General features: G+C 45.5%; 18 protein-coding genes. 4 read left to right on the top strand and 14 right to left on the bottom strand.

Annotated features, from left to right (window positions below; genetic code table 11):
• Positions 1-52 precede the first annotated feature (52 nt).
• Positions 53-1,978, top strand: a complete 1,926-nt coding sequence (locus tag B5X72_RS03800; protein ID WP_233632729.1) for a TonB-dependent receptor plug domain-containing protein — start codon at positions 53-55, stop codon at positions 1,976-1,978.
• A 26-nt stretch (positions 1,979-2,004) separates the two neighbouring features.
• On the opposite strand, the gene B5X72_RS03795 is transcribed toward B5X72_RS03800, so the two are convergent.
• The 7 genes from B5X72_RS03795 to ald all read right to left on the bottom strand — a co-directional run bounded on the left by B5X72_RS03795 (position 2,005) and on the right by ald (position 11,870).
• Positions 2,005-2,721, bottom strand: coding sequence for an MIP family channel protein (locus B5X72_RS03795; RefSeq protein WP_079715992.1), 717 nt, complete (start codon positions 2,719-2,721; stop codon positions 2,005-2,007).
• Between the two features lie 363 nt (positions 2,722-3,084).
• Positions 3,085-3,246 (bottom strand): hypothetical protein, encoded by a 162-nt coding sequence (locus tag B5X72_RS20725; protein ID WP_176146088.1) that lies wholly within the window; start codon positions 3,244-3,246, stop codon positions 3,085-3,087.
• Positions 3,247-3,257: 11 nt separating this feature from the next.
• Positions 3,258-3,575, bottom strand: coding sequence for a hypothetical protein (locus B5X72_RS03790; RefSeq protein WP_139378525.1), 318 nt, complete (start codon positions 3,573-3,575; stop codon positions 3,258-3,260).
• A gap of 143 nt (positions 3,576-3,718) precedes the next feature.
• Entirely contained in the window at positions 3,719-5,485 is a 1,767-nt protein-coding gene (locus B5X72_RS03785; RefSeq protein WP_079715519.1) for a hypothetical protein, read from the bottom strand.
• A 927-nt stretch (positions 5,486-6,412) separates the two neighbouring features.
• Entirely contained in the window at positions 6,413-9,229 is a 2,817-nt protein-coding gene (locus tag B5X72_RS03780) for a TonB-dependent receptor (protein ID WP_079715518.1), read from the bottom strand.
• A 94-nt stretch (positions 9,230-9,323) separates the two neighbouring features.
• On the bottom strand, positions 9,324-10,571 hold the full coding sequence (locus tag B5X72_RS03775; RefSeq protein WP_079715517.1) for a hypothetical protein: 1,248 nt from the start codon (positions 10,569-10,571) through the stop codon (positions 9,324-9,326).
• A 186-nt stretch (positions 10,572-10,757) separates the two neighbouring features.
• Positions 10,758-11,870, bottom strand: a complete 1,113-nt coding sequence (gene ald / locus B5X72_RS03770; protein WP_079715516.1) for an alanine dehydrogenase — start codon at positions 11,868-11,870, stop codon at positions 10,758-10,760.
• 421 nt (positions 11,871-12,291) lie between these two features.
• Between ald and B5X72_RS03765 the strand changes: the two genes are divergently transcribed.
• Genes B5X72_RS03765 through B5X72_RS03755 form a run of 3 tightly spaced genes read left to right on the top strand, consistent with a single transcriptional unit; the run spans position 12,292 to position 14,797 of the window.
• Entirely contained in the window at positions 12,292-12,969 is a 678-nt protein-coding gene (locus B5X72_RS03765) for an ABC transporter ATP-binding protein (RefSeq protein WP_079715515.1), read from the top strand.
• Between the two features lie 24 nt (positions 12,970-12,993).
• Positions 12,994-14,310, top strand: a complete 1,317-nt coding sequence (locus B5X72_RS03760; RefSeq protein WP_079715514.1) for an ABC transporter permease — start codon at positions 12,994-12,996, stop codon at positions 14,308-14,310.
• 4 nt (positions 14,311-14,314) lie between these two features.
• On the top strand, positions 14,315-14,797 hold the full coding sequence (locus B5X72_RS03755) for a hypothetical protein (RefSeq protein WP_079715513.1): 483 nt from the start codon (positions 14,315-14,317) through the stop codon (positions 14,795-14,797).
• Between the two features lie 22 nt (positions 14,798-14,819).
• Here B5X72_RS03755 and B5X72_RS03750 read toward each other — a convergent pair whose 3' ends face one another.
• The 7 genes from B5X72_RS03750 to B5X72_RS03720 all read right to left on the bottom strand — a co-directional run bounded on the left by B5X72_RS03750 (position 14,820) and on the right by B5X72_RS03720 (position 20,022).
• Positions 14,820-15,533: a 16S rRNA (uracil(1498)-N(3))-methyltransferase gene (locus B5X72_RS03750; protein ID WP_079715512.1), complete on the bottom strand. Its 714-nt coding sequence runs from the start codon at positions 15,531-15,533 to the stop codon at positions 14,820-14,822.
• A gap of 12 nt (positions 15,534-15,545) precedes the next feature.
• Entirely contained in the window at positions 15,546-16,859 is a 1,314-nt protein-coding gene (locus B5X72_RS03745; protein WP_079715511.1) for a hemolysin family protein, read from the bottom strand.
• Complete coding sequence (locus B5X72_RS03740) at positions 16,859-17,410, bottom strand: inorganic diphosphatase (RefSeq protein ID WP_079715510.1); 552 nt, start codon at positions 17,408-17,410, stop codon at positions 16,859-16,861. Before B5X72_RS03740 ends, B5X72_RS03745 begins: the two co-directional genes overlap by 1 nt.
• Before the next feature lies 1 nt (position 17,411).
• Entirely contained in the window at positions 17,412-18,083 is a 672-nt protein-coding gene (locus B5X72_RS03735; RefSeq protein WP_079715509.1) for a DedA family protein, read from the bottom strand.
• Positions 18,084-18,189: 106 nt separating this feature from the next.
• Positions 18,190-18,603, bottom strand: coding sequence for an HIT family protein (locus B5X72_RS03730; protein WP_079715991.1), 414 nt, complete (start codon positions 18,601-18,603; stop codon positions 18,190-18,192).
• Positions 18,604-18,726: 123 nt separating this feature from the next.
• Positions 18,727-19,200, bottom strand: coding sequence for a transcription elongation factor GreA (gene greA, locus B5X72_RS03725; RefSeq protein WP_079715508.1), 474 nt, complete (start codon positions 19,198-19,200; stop codon positions 18,727-18,729).
• Positions 19,201-19,329: 129 nt separating this feature from the next.
• Complete coding sequence (locus B5X72_RS03720; protein ID WP_079715507.1) at positions 19,330-20,022, bottom strand: winged helix-turn-helix domain-containing protein; 693 nt, start codon at positions 20,020-20,022, stop codon at positions 19,330-19,332.
• Positions 20,023-20,053: the final 31 nt, after the last annotated feature.

The following is a 20,053-nucleotide window of genomic DNA, read 5'->3' as shown; positions in this document are numbered from 1 at the left end:
GCACATCTTGATATGCCCGCAAGATACGACTTTTGCAAAAAAACGAATCAGTATGAAGCAAATATTACCGATAACACGTATTACCATGATTGCGCTCGCTCTTTTTTGGCTGACGACCAAACCAACCCGGGGACAAACCAACCACCTCCGTCCTTCATCGCAGGATACCAGCGCGATATCGTTGAATGAGGTTGTCATCACGGAAAACCGACTCCAGTTGCCTTTCGCCAAACAAAACCGAAATATCCAAATCATCGACCGGAAGCAAATCGAAGCCTTACCCGTGCGGTCGGTCAATGAACTGCTAAGCTATGTAGCTGGTGTCGATTTAAGACAACGGGGCCCATTCGGCGTACAAGCCGACGTCAGCATCGATGGAGGAACCTTTGAGCAAACCCTTATCTTGGTCAATGGCATCAAGGCATTCGACGCTCAAACGGGGCACAATAGCCTTAACCTGCCTATTCCCACCGATGCCATCGAACGCATCGAGATCATCCGGGGCCCCACGGCACGTATCTACGGTATCAACAGCCTCACCGGCGCCATCAACATCGTGACCCGCAAGCCCCAACAATCAGAAATCACTGCCCATGCCTATAGCGGGAGCGGATTCAAAAAAGACACCGCCAATAACGATGCCCTTTTCAACGGGCGCGGCATACAACTCAGCGGCACCCACACAGGCCGGTTTGGTACCCATTCCCTGTATGGTAGCCATGAATCAGGCAATGGATATCGATACAATACGGGATTCCGAAACAACAAAGTATTTTATCAGGGCGAAATCCCCACAGGCACAACCAACGCTTTTTCCCTGATGGGCGGATATGTATCCAATGATTTCGGAGCCAATGGCTTCTACGCGGCACCCGGCGACACCGAATCCCAGGAAATCGTCCAGACGGTCCTGGCTGCTATCGGATACCGCAGCCAGTTATCCAGCCGGTTTTCATTGTCGCCGCGCGTCAGCTACCGTTATGCGTATGACGATTACCGTTACTTCCGCTATGACCTCACCCGGGCGCGGAGCCAACATCATGGCCACGCAATCAATTCAGAACTCAACGGCTCATTACAGACCACCGCAGGCGATGTCGGCATCGGGCTGGAAATGCGCAATGAAATCATCCGAAGCACCAATATTGGCGACCACAACCGGACCAACTATGGCCTATACGCGGAGTTCAAAACTGAGGTAATCAATAAACTGTTACTCAATGCCGGCGCATATCTCAATTACAATTCAGACTACGGTTGGCAGGTGTTTCCCGGCGTCGACTTGGGCTACCAGCTAAGTGAGCGATGGAAATTAGTCGCCCACACGGGGACTGGCCAGCGCATTCCTTCGTTTACCGATTTGTACCTCGACCAACGCCCCGGCAATATCGGCAACCCGTCACTGGTTTCCGAACGCGCTTGGCACGCGGAGGGCGGCATCAAATATGTAGCCGGCGGTGTGATGGCACAAGCCCGTTACTTTTTCCGAAACATGAACGACTTTATTGACTGGGTACGCCTATTACCAGACGAACCATGGCAGCCCCACAACTTCCAGCGGAATCGTACGCAGGGCATTACCTTTTCCGGCAGCTATCGCCTATTTCCCACACAAAGCAGCATAGGACTGATGGCTGGTCTTTCGTATACCTGGCTATCTCCCCATTTCGAAGATAGCCAGGACGCCGGGTTCCTTTCCAAATATGTTATCGAAAGCCTTCGACACCAACTGGTTGCCAATCTCCAATTTTCTATCGGGGCGTTTTCAGCTACGACAACGGCCCGCTTTAACGAGCGCATCAGCTATAAAAGCTATTTTGTCGGCGACATGCGCATCGCTTACGGCTTCAAGCCCGTGGCCCTGTACCTGGATGCACAAAACATTTTTAATGTCACCTACATTGAAGCCGCCGCTATCCCAATGCCCGGAAGGTGGCTTAGCTTAGGTGCCAAATACGCAATTAGCGGAAGGAAATGAACCTCGTGAATAATGCTTTTCCGTCATTAAACTCGCCTTTCCAACAACCGCCAAACGACCGCAGCCACCACAGCGCCGGTAATGGGCGCTAAGACGAACAACCATAGCTGGCTCAGGGCTGCGCCTCCGGCGAAAACAGCGGGGCCAAAGCTACGGGCGGGATTAACGGATGTGCCGGTGATGGGAATCGCCACGAGATGAATAAGTACCAATGTGAAACCTATGGCCAATCCGGCCATGGTACTATTTCCCCACTTGGAAGTGGTACCGAAAATCACAAACAAAAAGAGAAACGTCAACACCGCTTCAGCAAGAAACGCTGCAGCGGTGCCGTATTCACTTTGGTAACCTTTGCCCCAGCCGTTGGCACCATAAGCCCACTCTCCCGGGGTAAACCCTTCGATTTGACCACCGAGCACCAACCGTAGCAAAAGTACCCCTACCAAGGCTCCGATTAATTGCGCTACGATATAAGCGATTGCGTCTTTTGCAGAAATTTTGCCGTTAACCAGCATGGCAATAGTAATGGCCGGATTGATGTGGCAACCGCTTATACCACCAATGGCGTAAGCAAAAACGACCACAGCTAAGCCGAAGGCCAAAGAAATCCCCAACAGTCCCAAGCCCGAAAGACCGGCCAACGTGTCTACACCTGCCACAGCGGCGGCGCCGCACCCGAAAAGTACTAATCCGAAAGTACCGACGAGCTCGGCTACGAATTTAGTCGATAGTTTAATTTCCATAATTGAATAATAAATTAGTTTATCGAAAGTAAAAAGTTTTTTATTACAAAACAACTCAAACAAAAAAAAGCCCCGCTTCACAGCGGGGTCTTTCCATTTAACCAAACCTAACAAAATGAATGCTGCTCTATGTTTCTTTTTACATCAGCAAAAGTAGGGTCGACATATTATCCCTCAATTAAATCGGGATTAATTTATTATCAATCCGCTTGCTTCTCCTGCCGTTATCCGTGCGCGATGCGGGTCTCATCCGAGGCGGATCTCAGGATTTCCCAGATCCGCCTCGGATGAGACCCGTATCCAGTCCGCATTACGGTAGAAGAAAGGGTGGAGAAAGGCGGACGGTTTATTTCTGCTTCTTATCTAGGCGGCGCGGACTTTGCGAACCAAGCCGATGGGGACTTCGGCTACATTGGCTGCCCGCTCATCGGATAAGCCAAGTTTGACAATAAGATTCACCAGATTGCTCTTCCATTTTTCAACACCTTTCTTCTCGCTCCGCTTCTTTTCAGTCTCGATTAACAATTGCTCAATTCCTATGGTATCACTGCCTCTGGTAAGTTGTTATTTTTCCATTTCAAAATAGTGTTTGTTTCCTTGAATTCAAAATTTACGTAATAGGTCATAAAGATAACCAGTGACCTAATTTTGTCCTTTGGGATATCCCAGCAGAGCATAGCATACATCAGGAGACGTTTGGTTTCCAGCAACACGTTGTCGCGCTCACGCCGGTCTCCAATCCTTTTCCCTACAAAGGCTGCCTTGGCTACCCGAATATCGTTTGCATCTATTCTATCATATGTCAAATAGAAACCTGCACCTGACCCGTGGGCAATGTGAATCCCTAATTTCATCACTTCTAATTCACGACACGATTGCCTTTTCCTGACAGCAAATTTGCAGTCAACAAAAACAAAAATGGCCCCCGAGAGGCCAATGGTTGTTTTCTATTATGTTTTATACAACGCTAATTATTGGACGTGGGTAATTCCTATGGCTAATAAAAATGTTCAAAAGGTTGTGGACAATAATCTAGCGGACGACCCGTATGTGGCGTAAAGTCAAATGTCGTCAGGTCAACCACTTTAAAGATAACTCTTTCTCTCGAATCCTCCAATGGATAATTCGGATCAATGATTTCGTAATGAATTTCTATTCCGATCTTTGGATGGTTTAACCTGGTAGGGAAAGGGTTATAATTATCAGTTATCAAGGGATGGATATATCTTCCATAGGTGATTTGCGCATCATCAATATCTCGGCGTCTGTCAGCGTTTACAGGTAAGCTATGTGGACTATCGCCAGTGACCCCGCCATTTAAACTTGCATCAGCCCATTGCAAAAAATCAAAAGAGTTATATTCACTGCCTAGTCCAATTTCCGATATAATATTATTGACTAAGTATGTATCGAACTTGACGAGTTTGACTTTTCCAAGCAAGTCTGGATTATGATAAAATGCATCAACGAATTTGTCAAACCTAAAAGCTGTATTATACGTAAACAAGTGCAAATCTCTCATTCGATAAAAATAACAACCCATATCATACAGAGTTCCCCTAGCAAACAAATGAAACCGATCCGGCGCTCCAATTAACCCTGTGTCATATTGGTATATCGGTCTATATCGGTTAGCTGTCAACGGCGCTTTTGGGTCTTGATGAAATTGAATGCTATATAGATTATTTGTAATCGTAGCTGTCCCCGTGGTTTGAACAATACCTGAATACTGGTAGACAGTCTGTGTTGCGACTGTTGACTTCTTTCCACCGGAAAAAGATCTAATTAACCCCACAACGCTTTGTACGACACCTACTGCAGCTGCTACCGTCCCAACCACTGATTGAGGAGCAACGTTTCCTCCTGATGCTGCCTCACTTTGGACAACATATTGACTGGCTGACTTATTAGAATCTCGCTTCCCCAGTAGATCGTTAATAGCATCCAAAAGCGATTTTGTGGAACCAATATATTCATAACCCTTCGTCATGGCATTGTGAAAATCCGAAGTAACGCCTGCCCCTCCCACCGAAGATCTCGCGTTCAACGTAGAGAAATCCGTTCCTAGTGCTAAATCTGCTTGGCTCGCCCCGTATACAGTCAATTTCAATTCGCTGTATTTGGTATCATAAGTCATCACAAAATCAAAATTTAACCACGTATCTGAAGCATCCTTCTTGGTCACAACGATTTGTTTGGTACTTGGGTTGGTATTGTTCTTTACAAATTCGTCCGTAGGAGCAAAAAAGGAAAGCGACGCATTGTAATTAGCTGCGTTGTTAAAACCCAACTCCGCTACGTAATAGGTCTTCGAAGGTTCGCCTTGATTACGAACCCTATAATTATAAACGAAGAAGCGCAACACGCCTGAATATTTATTGTACAATGCGAAGAAAGGAGTTTGCGTTGGCCGTTCGGGGGTACCAAAGTCTTTTAAATATAACACCCAACCTAATTCGGGACGGTAGTCCCTATCTTCATTGTTTGCGGGATTACCAGCAGTAAACCAAGGCAAAGTTACTTCCACACTACTGACGGGCTGGTTATTCGCTCGCTGACCATAATAAATTTGTGTTGTTGTGACATTCGGATCAGAAAAATTCCAGTTTGCATCAAGATTGGGATCATTGGGGTCCGTAATGGACAGCGGAGCTATATCCAAACTTAAATCTTCTTGAATAACATCAAGGCGATCAAACTTTTTTTGACAAGAGCCTAGTAACAGAAGCCCCGACATTGCGAGGAAAAATACATTTCTTTTCATAGTTCCAATACTTATTTGTCGTCTTTAATTTATGCACACTACTTGACTTTTATGTAAAATATTAGTAAAGAAAACTTGAATTTTGAACGCACTCAAATTACCCTTATAGTAAAGCTTTTCCAAACAAGAAGATATTCTATCCTTTAAAAAACAGCGAATCGGCACGAGAAACCGCTACGAATACGTTATATGTCACAACCTAAGCGGAATAGTTTCTTACCCCGAGACAAATGGAAAGTTACTTTTAATCAGCGTAGGAAATACTGTTTAGCACCATGTATCAAATACGTTGCCTGAAGAGTGCCAATACCACATTGGCTTCTATCAACCATTTATTATCGCTGACAGACTCGCCCTTGATTGATCCGTCCGTCGGTCCAATGCAACGAAATTACAATTCGGACACATGGTAATGTGAACCACCTTCCAGTTGCGCATCTCCGATTTCCGCAAGTAAAAGATCTCACCAGCCTGCGACACTTCGAAGAAGAGGACGGGATAATTCGCATCACCTCTCTCAGTTGAATCATCCTTCCAGTAGTATTACATAAAGACCTTGTTTTCTCCGTCTACCGGAACAAACCGTCCAATCGAGTGTTTTCCCGGCACACAAAGTTCCAAGTCTCGCATTCGGTCAGGTCATTTGGAGAAAGCCAGCAATGTTATCATTGAATTTCTCACATGATACCCATGCAATGGTACTTAATGGGGTCAGTACCTCAAAAAGCCTGTCTCGTTTTCTCATAATTCGTGTTTACTGGTAAACGAAGACAACCACAATAATGGACAATCTCAATAACTTTTTATACGATCCACTGATGCTTGGAATACAATAAAAAATACAAGTAAACAGCAAGTAACAAAGACACAAAAAAAGCTGTATCAAAGTAAAATGATACAGCCACTTAACCCATCTCTATTCACCAACTAAAAGCTCCAGCTATATCCCAAGCTGAAATTTCGGCCGGGGTTCCTAAACTGGAATGCTTGTTTAGCTGCCCCATAGGATTCGTATAAGCTTTCTCGATTATCATCCAAAATATTCTCTACTTTTACACTTATCGTCCCCCTTTGACTTCCGAGTTTCTTGGAAAAATTGAAATTTAAACTATGAAAGGGTTGTACGTATACATCGGGGTTTTGTGCGAGTCCAACCACTTCTAATGTCTTCCCCTGAACATTGTAAAACAGCCCAGTTTCCAAGCCGATATCACTATTATTGTAATTCAATCCTGCGTTGATCAAGTAAGGAGATTGCCCCTGTAGTTGTCTGGTATCATCGATAACTTCGCCTTCCCGAGCAAACATCAAACGCGAATCATATTCCATACCTAACCCTTTGCTCATGGCGATACGCGACTCAATAAAAGACACATTTACATTCACACTTAATTTTTCCAAGCCATCGGAAATAAAACCTAGATTTTTTCTTCCTTCTAGCTCGACACCGAACACATCGGCTTCAGGCGCATTTCTAGGTGTCACATTAGTTGGGGCGATATTGGAATAAGCAACCAACTCGATGGGATCTTTAAATCGCTTGTAAAAACCGCTTAAAGCAAACAGTTGTGCGTTGTCGCCAAAAAGCTCATAACGTACATCGATATTATTGATATACGTAGGTTTCAAATCTAAATTTCCTAGAAATGTAAGATCAGTAAGCAGGTCGGCAATTTGTACCGGTGATATTTCCTTAAACGTAGGTCGTGCGGTAGTACGGGAGTAAGCGACCCTTACGTTACTTTGAGCAGTCAACGCATAAATCAAGTTAGCTGAGGGAAACAGATCTAGCTTCTCGATGGTCTTTTCATTGTCGTAATTTATAGTACCGGTACTGTTCTGCCCTGTTAGCAGAGATGTAAATTGCTCAGCCCGAAGGCCAATGACAGTCCTTAATCGGTCGCCTATCTTTGCTTCATTAGATACATAAATTGCTGCAGTTAGTTGCGTAGCGTCAAATGTGTTCGCCGGCTGAAAATTCCCGCGAACAAAGTACCCCGAATTAGTCTCCGGTGTCCACACATTTTCGTCTGCTAATATTGCGTTTGGATCGCCATTCAAGTCTCCTGTACTCACGGCCCTATAAGCTATGTTATAGCTTTGAATCGAATAATCCCGTTGCTTGTAACTATATAAACCACCGAATTTGAGTGAAGCTCCTTGGGCAAACAATTGGTACTTTTTCGTAAAGTCTAGTTTTCCCACCAAATTCATCTCATCTAAATCTCGCCAAACCCGATTGGGAAATCCAGCATCTGAGCCAATAGTATATCCATTACTTCCCACAATAAATGTAGTTAACCGCACATCTTTATCATAAACTTTTGCTAAAGTCGGCGACAGTTTCCATTCGGTTGTAAATGAAGCATCTGAATTTGTATGTTTGCCTCCCAATTGCAAATTCGAAACCGAACGTTGTGTATATTCTAGATTGTTTTTAACTACGTTAATCACATTGGAAATCTCAGTACGCTGATCGAACAATGCTGCACGGCTTTCGCCATTTTGTATATGCAGCAAATTAAGCACGTATTTAGATCGCTCTGTCTTGTAAGATATGCCAGCCAATACCGAGCCCAGCACCCCCCGCACCCCCAGATCCCCCCACCTTGTCCGATCAGAACGGAGTTCGAGCTCACTATTATTCTCGGGCTTTTGATAAACACCATTCCTAAATCCTTCATAGAAAGTAGTCGTGTTTTTATATTCGATGGACGCGATAACTCCTAATTTATTGACACCGATATTGTATTGATTACCATAGTTAGCTCCTATACTAAAATCTGCAAAACTATTTTGCCGGTCTGCCGCCATAATCGGATTAAAGGAACGTGTTATGCCTTCCAACGTGCCATTATCACCTGCAGGGCTCGGAATGGTCATGCTCGACGAAATCGGCAATTTCCTAGTTCCATCATCAAACCCCAGAAAATCTGTCCCACCACCGGCATAACTCAAATAGTTGTTTTTAAAATGCATATCTGGATTGAATCCACCGGAAATTGATATATTAAACTGCCGTTGCGTTGGAAAATCCTTCGTTACAACATCGACTACACCTCCCGTAAAATCAGCAGGAAGCTCAGCAGACGCCGATTTGACAACGACAATATTTTCCAGAATGTTAGTTGGAAAAATATCCATTTGAACAGTATTCTTATCTGGATCGAGCCCCGGAATATCCATTCCATTCAGAATCGATTTTGTATAACGATCGCCTAACCCCCGCACATAAACGAATTTACCGTCCTGAATAGAAACTCCTGGGACCACCCGCACAGCGGATGCGATACTACTTGCCCCGCTACGATTGATACTCTGCAACGACAATCCATCCATTAATGTCGATGCATTACGTTGCATGTTTAACAACGAAATCTCTGTATTTTGCCTAGCTGTAGTAGTAACGACAACCTCCCCCAACATATCTGCACTTACCACCATTGCGACATCTAAATGAACAACGTCTCCCGCTTTGACCTCAACAGACTCAACCTCTTTGGTTTCATATCCGATAAAAGAATAAACGATGGTATAGATACCTGGTGCGAGTTCAAGCGAATAATCTCCCTCAAAATCGGTCGCTACTCCAATAGTTGAACCCTTCACTGCAACACTCACACCCGAAAGGTTTTCGGTAGTTCCGCTTTCCGATACGGTGCCAACAATACGTCCTTGTTGAGCAAACAACATAGACGATAAACATACATTCCCAAATAAAAGGAACAAAATTCTTTTTAACATATTTCGGTTTGGAAAAACTATTTTTTTAAAAGAATGTCCATCCCCTTAAAAGATTTGGAGATGGACATGCTTTTCATTTATTTTTAACTGATAACTAGTATGCGCCCTTGCTCGCAGCGTATGTCCAAGAGAACACTGAAAGATTTGCACCTACAGATGCTTCGTCTGCTGAAGTAATAGCCGTCACGTTGTTTGTAAATTTGGACGCTGACGCTGCGGGAAGCGCCACTCTGTCGTTTGCGGCGATAAGACCATCAATAGTAGCACCCTCCGCCAATACCACCTCCCAATTAGAAAAGGCGATCCGATCATTTACAAGTTCAGCTTGAGAGTCAGCACCGTTCACACGTACCCAAGCATTAGCATTGACGCCGTGCACCAATATGTTATTCAAATTACATAGCACTCCATCACGAAGGTCTGCAATGATATCGCTTTCACTATTTCCAATAACGGTAACATTTTCTATGGTGAATGGAGCCGTAGTTGGAAGCGTTTCACCTTCTGGACCATCAAGCTCCAACGCAAATCCAGGTTCAGATCCTCCTTGAATGACCACCGCATTTGAAATGGTTCCGGAGTATGCCTGATCAACATCCAAACCATCATCCTGTTGTGCCCAAACCAATAAATTCGATGCATTGACGGTACCACCAAACCATTCGATACCGTCATCCTGATTACCTACTACTTCGATATTACTGATGGTTGTCCCGGCACCAACACCTCCTAACGTTAACCCATTGATTTCATTATCCTGGCCGATTGTAATCCCCCCATGGCGAATAGATACAAACTGCAGCGACCCCGAATTGTCATCCGGATCGTCTCCACCATATTGACCATAAGGCTCATTGGCAGGAATACCCTCGATTTGAGCTGTTAAATTTCCACCGGTTACAGAAATTGGAGCCCTACCAAGGATGATAACTCCACCCCACAATCCGAAATCATCTTCCGTTAGGTTGGTGCCGGCAGTTTGCCCTATTTGTATATTATCTTGGATTGAGGTAAAGATAATAGGCCGCTCCGCAGTACCATTAGCGATCAATCTACCGCCTTGGTCAACAATCAACGCAGACGCCAATGTCTCTTGCCCCTCTTCGCCCTTAATTATGGTTCCTGCCTCGATAGTCAATGTCACGCCCTCGCCAACGACAACTCGTCCATCCAAAATATAAATGTTATCTGCAGTCCAAGTCTCATTTTCCGTAAGGACACCTTGTTTTACAATTTCTTCCCCCTCGTTTCCCGGATCTGGTGCCGGATCGTCATCATCACTACAACTCGTCGCAAAACCTAATGCAAACACGGTCAGGAATGGTAAAAATAACTTTTTCATGATTTTTCAATTTAATGTTTGATACCTCAATAATCCTTTTACAAAGGAATTTATTTAATATAAAGGCAACATTTACTGAAAATCATATTTTAATGAAATTAATGTTAATTAATTATAAACGATATTCAAATAGACAACATATAGCATTAGTTACAAGTCATTTAACCCAACGAATAAACGGCTTCATCAAAAAACCTCCACTACGTCATGCAGAGGCAAATCAAATGCCTCGGCAACCCCTTGGTACACGACTTTGCCCTCGACGATGTTAAGTCCTTTCATCAGTGCAGGATCATGCGCACAAGCCGCCTTCCAGCCTTTATTGGCAATGTTGATGATGTAAGGCAAGGTCGAATTGGTAAGCGCAAGCGTTGAGGTGAAAGGTACCGCACCGGGCATATTGGCCACGCAATAATGCAAGACATCGTCAATGACATACGTGGGGTTTTCATGCGTTGTTGGCACGCAGGTCTCTACGCAACCGCCCTGATCGACGGCCACATCGACAATGACCGTGCCCGGCCGCATCGTCTTCAGCATATCGCGCGTGACCAGATTCGGTGCTTTGGCACCCGGTATCAGTACCGCACCGATGATGAGGTCGTGTGTCTGTACCAACTTACGGATGGTATATTGGCTGGAATATTGCGTCACCACATGAGGGGGCAGGATGTCATTGACATAACGGAGCCGATCGGTATTGATATCCAAAATCGTCACATGCGCACCTAAACCGGAGGCCATTTTGGCTGCCTGAACGCCGACAATTCCGGCCCCCAAGATAAGCACCCTCCCCGGAGGTACGCCAGGTACGCCGCCGAGCAACACCCCCCTACCCTTCACCGGCTTTTCCAGGTAACGGGCTCCTTGCTGCACGGCCATCCGTCCGGCTACTTCAGACATCGGCGTGAGCAATGGCAATGACCGGTCCGGTTTTTCAACGGTTTCATACGCGATGCATACGGCTCCACGGCCGATCATTGCCTCTGTAAGCGTGATGCTCGAGGCAAAATGAAAATAGGTAAAAACGATCTGTCCGGCGCGGGCCAGCCGCAATTCTTCATCGATAGGCTCTTTCACCTTTACTATCATCTCCGCCCTTGCCCAAATATCATGTGGATTGGTCACGATTTCCGCTCCTGCGTGTTCATATTCCACGTCTGATATTCCACTTCCCTTTCCTGCACCCTGCTCCACCAAAATATGATGACCATATTGCCTTAATTCAAACACACCCGATGCGGTCAACGCCACCCGACTTTCATTATTTTTGATTTCTTTAGGTATACCTATCGTCATTTTTTTTATAATTCGTATAAAATTTCGAACAATTATACACATTTATACGAAAACAAAACCAATATAACAAATAAATAACGCAATACCATGACAATAAAAGAAAAAACAAATAACACAATCAAGCATAAACTTGTATATTTCAAACCAAAACCAACAAAAAACAGAACAAACAAGCCCATAAAACCAAAAAAACCACATTAAAACAAACTTAAAATCAAAAAATTCAATCTTTACACAGACGAAACGCCGATATTTTCATCTTAACCGACTACATTCAGCTCTCGACTCCCGGCCGCTTACTCCCGCCCAAGACAAACAATATCAATAAAGTTGCATGATAAGGATGTATATTTAATCAGAATACGTTAAACTTGCGAAACCTAAAGGGCTATTACCTTTAGATTAACATTAACGCCATGTTATGCAGGATAACTTAGTAAAGACGGTCATTCGTCTAAATAATGTTACTTATCAATATCCTCAGGGGGAATCCCTACACTTTGCTGACCTGGAGGTGCCTTCCGGGCAACATACGCTGATATTAGGTGATTCAGGCAGCGGAAAGACCACTTTGTTGCACATTCTCAGCGGATTGCTCAAACCGACAACAGGCATGGTGGATATTGACGGACAACCGCTTTATGAGTTGCCGGCCCGGAAGCTGGATGAATTTCGTGGGCAACGTATCGGGTTGATCTTTCAGGAAGCGCATCTGGTGAAAAGCCTCACCATAAAAGAAAACATGCAGATTGCCCAGGGATTCGCTGGCGCCAAGGTCGACAATACCCGGATCAACGAAGTGCTGGCATTGCTCAACCTGGACCACAAGGCCGATAGTTACCCCAATAAACTGAGCCGTGGGCAAATGCAACGGGCAGCTATCGCCCGGGCGGTCATCAACAAACCGGCAATTTTAGTGGCAGACGAGCCTACAGCATCACTGGATGACCGCAATACCGAAAGTGTACTGAACCTGTTGCTTACGCAAGCCGACCAACAAGGGGCCACACTCGTCATAGCCACGCACGACAAGCGTGTAAAAAATCGCATAACGCGGGCTTATGAGATGGCCACCCGGCCGGCATTGTCAAATAAATGATTACTTAGCTATAACGACGCGCAAATGAACGCATTGCAAATCGCCTGGAAAAATATTCGCCAGAACCCAGCAACCTCGATATTAGGCATACTGCTTACTGCTTTCGGCACCGGCATATTATGTGTTTTGCTACTGACCTCACACCAAATCGAACAGCAGCTTGGCAACAACAGCCGCGGCATTGATCTGGTCGTGGGCGCCAAAGGAAGCCCCATACAGCTTATATTAAGCAGTATCTACCACATGGACAATCCTACGGGCAATATCAGCCTGACCGAAGCACAGAAGTTAGCCACCAATCCGATGGTTAGGCTGGCAGTACCGTTGTCATTGGGCGATAATTACAAGGGGCATCGCATCATCGGTACCGATAGCACGTTCCTGCAATTATACGGACTCGAACTGTCGGAAGGCCGTATCTGGCAAGCCGACTTCGAAGCAGCAATCGGTGCAGACGTTGCACAGAAACACAACCTGAAAATCGGTGACCAACTGTATGGTGCCCATGGCCTGAGCAGCGAAGGGCACACCCATGATGAACACCCGTACACCATTACAGGCATCTTCAAACCTGCGCACCATATCGCAGACCGCCTGATATTGACCAACCTCAGCAGTGTTTGGCGGATGCATGGCGACCATGATGATGATGATCACGACCATGCGCATGACGAAACACATGACCACGGCGAAGCACATGATCATGACCACGAGCATAACCATGAACATGAACATAAACACGACCATGGCAATGAGCCCCGGCTTGTCAAAAGCATCATGGGCGACATCGGCTCCGGTGAGCGGGAAATCACCAGCATGCTTATCCAATACCGCAATCCCGCCGCCATTGGCATGTTTCCCCGGCTGGTCAATCAGCAAACAGCCATGCAAGCCGCTTCACCGGCCATTGAGAGTGCCCGGTTGTTTTCCTTGTTAGGGATAGGCATTGACTCCTTGCAGGTATTGGCCTATGTCATCATGCTTATGGCGGCCCTCAGTGTTTTTATCAGTTTGTACAATGCGCTTAAAAGCCGGAAATATGATCTCGCCATCATGCGTACATTAGGAGCTTCGCAAGGAAAGCTATTCGGCATAGTGATTGCAGAAGGAATATTGCTTACCTTTGTAGGTGCAATGGTGGGAATCGTCGTTGGCCATATAGCTATTTATTTAATCGGTGTCAGTACCGGCGGCACGGCGACCTTGTTGCAAGCCATGGTTTTATTGCCGCAGGAAGCATGGCTGGTATTTATCGGTGTCGCCATTGGCTTCGTGGCTTCCGTGATTCCTGCTATAAAGGCATACAAAACTTCTATATCACAAACATTGTCAGGAAATTAAAGAAATGTTAAAACAGCTTATCGTTATTGCATTCATCGCGCTTGGCGTACAGTTAGCCAACGCACAACAGGATAACCCATTCGGGGAGGTACCCGACCACACCCCCATGATGAACGATACGTGGGAAACCATCAACAAATTGATGTATAAGGTTACCTATAAAGACAATCAGACCATTTACACCCCCCATTTCCCCGATGAATTGAAGGCAATAGACAAACAAACCGTCACATTGCCCGGGTATTTGGTGCCGATGCAAGGCGGGCGTGACCATGAAACCTTTATGCTTTCGGTGTTGCCCATCATGCAATGCATGTTCTGTGGCCAAGGCGATATCCCGCCCATGGTCGAAATCTTTATGAAGAAGGGCACAAAGGTGCGTTTTACGGAAGAACCGATAAAAATAAGGGGCAGGGTGCGCCTCAACCCCGATACGCAGGAAGGTAATTCTGAAATCCAGATTTTGGACGCGGAGCTGATTCAGTAATCAGCAAGCGCGTGTACCGCGTTCACCGATTTGATATCGCCACCTCCAGGCAAGCCATCAACGCAGCGGTCTCCGTGCGCAATCGTGTATCGCCTAATGTTATCGGATGATATCCTGCTGCCAGAGCGGCTTCTATTTCCGAACCGCTGAAATCGCCTTCCGGACCTATCAAAATGGTATACCGCCCTGCAGGCGGTATGAGCTTGTTCAAATAGTGTTTTTCCCCTTCGGCACAGTGCGCAATAAGGCTATGGGTATCTTGCGTAGCCGCCAATTTCACGAAATCAACAAATTTCGCGGCTTCATTGAGCTTTGGGAGAAACGCCTTCAATGACTGCTTCATTGCGGCGACCATCACCTTGTTCAACCGGTCGGTTTTCACTTCCTTCCGCTCCGATCGTTCACAAATAAGGGGAGTAATCTCATCAATGCCCACCTCGGTAGCTTTCTCAAGAAACCACGCCATCCGATCGATATTTTTCGTGGGCGCTATCGCGATATGCAAATAATAAGGTCTTTTGGCGTAGTCCAGGTTTACCGCGGTGACTTCCAAGGCGGTCCGCTTGGGATGTGCATCTACAACAACGGCGGTATACAGCCCGCCCCGCCCGTCTACCAGATTGACGTGATGCCCCGCCGCCATACGCAGCACGCGTACAGCATGTTTGCTTTCTTCCTCATCGAGCACGAAAGCCCTGTCCTTAGGTTGGATACCGGGTGTATAAAACAGCTGCAAAGCTACAATCGTTTATTCGACCTCGTCACTATCGTCCATTTCCACCAGCTCCAGCTTTACAAATTCAATGTTTTGCTGGGTTTTCTTCATGACGATGAAATTATATCCGTGAAACTCTTTACGCTCGCCCACATCGGGTATCTTGTCAAATAAGTCACTCACCAACCCCGATATCGTATCGTAGTCGTTGCTTTCGGGCAGCTCTCTTGGCAAAAATTCATTGACATCATGCACACTGGCGCTGGCATCCACCATATACTCCGTTTCGGAAATCTTTTCCACAACAGGCGTTTCCTCGTCGTATTCGTCCTGTATCTCGCCCACCAACTCTTCCACGATGTCTTCCAGCGTCACCATCCCTGCCGTGCCGCCAAATTCGTCCAGCACGATGGCAATCTGAATGCGCCGCTGCTGGAATTCAGCCATCAGGTCGTTGATTTTTTTGGTCTCCGGAATGAAATAAGGTTTACGGATGATGTTCCGCAGCACCAGTTCCTTGCCTTTGGCGATGATGGGCAAAATATCCTTGGTATGTACGATTCCGATAATCTGATCGATATTATCGTCATAGATGGGAATACGCGAATACCCTTCCCTGGTGATCCGCTCGATAAACTCGTCGCCCGGGCAATTCATTTCAATGGCGGAAATCTTGGTACGCGGCACCATGATATTTTTGACTATCCGTTCGTTGAAATCAAACACGTTTTTAATCAATTCATGTTCCACGGTGTCCAGTGCTCCGCTCTCTTTGCCCTGATCGAGCAGGTACTGCAGCTCTTCAGATGAATGGTGAGCTTCCCCTACATTGACTTGGAATCCCATCAGGCGGAGAATCAGGTTGGCAAACCCGTTCAATACCCAGATAATGGGTCTGAACACCAGGTAAAAAAACCGCAAAGGCAAGGCGATGTTCATCGTAGTTCCAACCGGACGCTGGATCGCGATGGACTTCGGCGCTAATTCGCCGAAAACAATGTGCAGCACGGTAATGATGCTGAACGCAAGCACATGGCCCAGATTTTTGGCCAACGTCCCGGTGAGCTCCACGTTAAACCAGCCAAAAATACCTGTCACAATTTCGGTCATTACCGCCTCACCTATCCAGCCCAAAGCCAGCGAGGAAATGGTAATACCCAATTGGGTAGCCGCCAGATACCCATCAAGGTGATTGGTGATGTGCTTGGCTACTTGGGCTACCTGGCTACCTGTCTTGATTTTAATTTCGATTTGCGAGGCTCTAACTTTGACAATAGCGAACTCCGCCGCCACGAAAAACCCGTTGGCAAAAACCAGAAAAAATGTCCAGAAAATTTCCCAGCCCATTAAGTCATTGTTAGATTACCAAATTCCTTTTGGTACAGATCGAGGCTATCCTGAATGACTTGATAAGCATACGAACGACCAAAAAGGCGTTCTATCGTAACGTTCTTCCGTTCCAGTGCTTTATAATCCTGAAAGAAACGGACAATTTCTTTCATGGTGTGCGGGGGAAGTTCAGAAAGGTCGTTGATGTAATTGACAGACATATCGTTCTTGGCCACGGCGATAATCTTGTCATCCTGCTCCCCGTTGTCTATCATATGCATGACACCAATGACCTTGGCCTCGATAATACTCATCGGATACACGTCCACTGAACAAAGCACTAAAATGTCCAATGGGTCTTTATCGTCGCAATACGTTTTGGGGATAAATCCGTAATTGGCCGGATACATTACCGACGAAAACAAGACGCGATCCAGTTTAATTAGCCCGCTCTCTTTATCTATTTCGTATTTAGCTTTTGAACCTTTTGGGATTTCAATAATCGCATTGACCGATGACGGAATGTCGTCACCCGGAGATATGTCATGCCAAGGGTGTGATTTGCTCATTCTATATAGCACTATGGTTGTTATTCTTTACTTCGCCCGCTTTCTTGTTGAGGCGCAATTTTCTTCTGATCAACGCTATTAATATCGGTGTAAACGAAATCACTATAAAACCGATAATAATGTATTCAATGTAATTAATAATCTGCGGAAATTCACGTCCCAAAAAAAAGCCGGACAATGTCAGCAGCAAAACCCAAATTGCTGCTCCTGAAACATTATATAGTACAAATTTCCGGAAATTCAGTCGTACGATACCCGCCAATATCGGCGCAAATGTACGGATTATTGGCACAAACCGACCGATAATTAATGCCGGGCCGCCATATTTATGGTAAAACTCCTCAGCCATAACAACATATCGCCGCTTAAAGAGCCAAGTTTCTTTACGTTTAAAGAGCATAGGCCCCGTTCGCCATCCAAACCAATAGCCTGTGAAATTGCCCAACACGCCAGCGCTGAAAAGTCCGAAGCACAATGTCGTGATATCAACGCTTAACAGACCCGACGAGCAAAATAGGCCTGCCAAAAACAGGAGGTAATCTCCCGGAAGGAAAAATCCAAAGAAGAGCCCTGTCTCGGCAAATACGATAAAGATGACAAGATAGAAGCCTCCAGACCTTATCAACGCTTCGGCATCCAGCAATTGCAAAAATGACTCCCAGAACTCTTGCATAAATATCAGTTACAAACTTACACAAATTGCACTTAAGGGCAAAATGCTTTGACAGGCGTTCTTTAAGGCCATAAAGTATCGGGATAAAAGGAATTGCAGCGGCAAGCTATGGTGTATTCGTTATCGATAATACGGCATTTTTGATCGCTTCGGCACTCTCGGCAAGCTCCGCTGGCGTAAGTTTCTGCTTCGGCTTGCTGAAATTAATATCGCCCACATCATTGATGGGCACTAAATGAATGTGCGCATGAGCCACCTCCAAGCCGACCACGGCCACCCCCACCTTTTCACAGGGGAATACCCGCTTAATACCTTGGGCGACAATTTTTGCAAAAATCCAAAGCCCCATGTAATCGTCATCAGCCATATCAAACAAGTAATCCGTCTCGCGTTTGGGAATGACCAATACATGTCCTTTGGCCAGCGGGTTTATATCCAAAAAAGCGAGATAGTCATTACTTTCGGCTACTTTGTACGCGGGAATTTCACCAGCGATGATTTTAGAAAATATGGTCGGCATATTGCTTTCTTGTTGGTATGCACAAAGATAAATAAAAACGGCTGTTTTTGATAAACAGCCGCTGGATAAATATTGTTTGTTATGTGCGGTTATGGCAGACCCGCACATAACCGACATTCATCTTTACCTGGAAATATCCAAAATTTCCAATTCTACCTGGCCTGCTGGCACCTGTATCTGTGCCTTATCGCCAATTGATTTACCCAGCAATCCCTGAGCAATGGGCGACTTTACGGATATTTTGCCCGCTTTAAGATCGGCTTCCGTCTCTGACACCAGCTGGTAGGTCATAACGGCCCCGTTCTTTACATTTTTTAGCTTAACAATGGATAACGCCAACACTTTTGAAGTATCCAACGTCGACTCGTCGATAATCCGGGCATTCGCCAAACTTTCTTCCAATTTAGCTATTTTGGCCTCATGTAAGCCTTGGGCTTCCTTTGCTGCATCGTATTCGGCGTTTTCAGACAAATCACCCTTGTCACGTGCTTCGGCGATAGCCTTGGCAATCTTTGCTCTGCCCTCTGTTTTGAGATACTGCAATTCTTCCTTGAGTTTCTCCAATCCCTCTTTGCTGTAATACGTTACTTCTGCCATAATAATTATGAATTAAAAAAATAAAGTCAAAAAAAGAAGCAAGACCATACCGTTCGAAGTGGCATGGCCTTGCTCATTGTGACGAAGATAGGCAATGTTTTTGAATAAAGCAAAAAAAGCCGGCAATAATCAAGGATTATCCACAAACTTATACCCCATCCCCCTCACGGTCTGCAAATATGCAGGCTTATCAGCGTTGAGTTCAATTTTTTTACGCAAGCGCACGATATGCATATCCAATGTCCGGGTGTTTACATTGGAGCTGTAGCCCCAGACCACCTGCATCAATTCGTCGCGACTGATGACCCGCCCCACGTTTTGAAGGAAATATAGCAGGATACGGTTTTCCAAAATCGTCAGCTCAATTTTCTTACCATTACGCACCAGCGAATGGACGTTGGGGTGATGCTCGGTATCGCCGAATGTATATAAGTCCGCGTTTTGGCTATTGACAAAGTACTTGACCTTGTTTTCTATCATGGCCACCAGGACGTCCATGCTGAAAGGCTTGGTGATGTAATCCGACACACCAAAGCTGTAAGCATCAATTTTATCGACATCTTGGGATTTTGCCGTCATCATGATGATCAAGTTGGCAAACCCCTCACTCCTCAGGCTGGCACAGATATCCGAGCCCTGCTTCCCGGGCAGCATCCAATCCAATAAGACAATATCGGGCTTTTGCTCCAATATCAGCTTTTCTGCATCATCACCATTGCCAGTCTGTATAACCTGGTAATTTTCCGATTCAAGGCGGTGGGCAACTAAGAAACGTAAATTCTCGTCGTCTTCAATGACGGCTATTTTGATGTTTTTTTGCATATCTTGAATACGATTTATGGGTATATTTATA

It is taken from the genome of Parapedobacter luteus, from assembly GCF_900168055.1.
GTDB classification, from domain to species: domain Bacteria; phylum Bacteroidota; class Bacteroidia; order Sphingobacteriales; family Sphingobacteriaceae; genus Parapedobacter; species Parapedobacter luteus.
This window is presented reverse-complemented; position numbering and strand designations above follow the sequence as displayed.

Coding starts and splice junctions, on each gene's coding strand:
- B5X72_RS03730 (WP_079715991.1), bottom strand. CDS start 18,603: ATGCCGACCATATTTTCTAAAATCATCGCTGGTGAAATTCCCGCGTAC.
- B5X72_RS03755 (WP_079715513.1), top strand. CDS start 14,315: ATGTTAAAACAGCTTATCGTTATTGCATTCATCGCGCTTGGCGTACAG.
- B5X72_RS03760 (WP_079715514.1), top strand. CDS start 12,994: ATGAACGCATTGCAAATCGCCTGGAAAAATATTCGCCAGAACCCAGCA.
- B5X72_RS03765 (WP_079715515.1), top strand. CDS start 12,292: ATGCAGGATAACTTAGTAAAGACGGTCATTCGTCTAAATAATGTTACT.
- B5X72_RS03790 (WP_139378525.1), bottom strand. CDS start 3,575: ATGAAATTAGGGATTCACATTGCCCACGGGTCAGGTGCAGGTTTCTAT.
- B5X72_RS03775 (WP_079715517.1), bottom strand. CDS start 10,571: ATGAAAAAGTTATTTTTACCATTCCTGACCGTGTTTGCATTAGGTTTT.
- B5X72_RS03735 (WP_079715509.1), bottom strand. CDS start 18,083: ATGCAAGAGTTCTGGGAGTCATTTTTGCAATTGCTGGATGCCGAAGCG.
- B5X72_RS03740 (WP_079715510.1), bottom strand. CDS start 17,410: ATGAGCAAATCACACCCTTGGCATGACATATCTCCGGGTGACGACATT.
- B5X72_RS03800 (WP_233632729.1), top strand. CDS start 53: ATGAAGCAAATATTACCGATAACACGTATTACCATGATTGCGCTCGCT.
- ald (WP_079715516.1), bottom strand. CDS start 11,870: ATGACGATAGGTATACCTAAAGAAATCAAAAATAATGAAAGTCGGGTG.
- B5X72_RS03720 (WP_079715507.1), bottom strand. CDS start 20,022: ATGCAAAAAAACATCAAAATAGCCGTCATTGAAGACGACGAGAATTTA.
- B5X72_RS03780 (WP_079715518.1), bottom strand. CDS start 9,229: ATGTTAAAAAGAATTTTGTTCCTTTTATTTGGGAATGTATGTTTATCG.
- greA (WP_079715508.1), bottom strand. CDS start 19,200: ATGGCAGAAGTAACGTATTACAGCAAAGAGGGATTGGAGAAACTCAAG.
- B5X72_RS03795 (WP_079715992.1), bottom strand. CDS start 2,721: ATGGAAATTAAACTATCGACTAAATTCGTAGCCGAGCTCGTCGGTACT.
- B5X72_RS03785 (WP_079715519.1), bottom strand. CDS start 5,485: ATGAAAAGAAATGTATTTTTCCTCGCAATGTCGGGGCTTCTGTTACTA.
- B5X72_RS03745 (WP_079715511.1), bottom strand. CDS start 16,859: ATGGGCTGGGAAATTTTCTGGACATTTTTTCTGGTTTTTGCCAACGGG.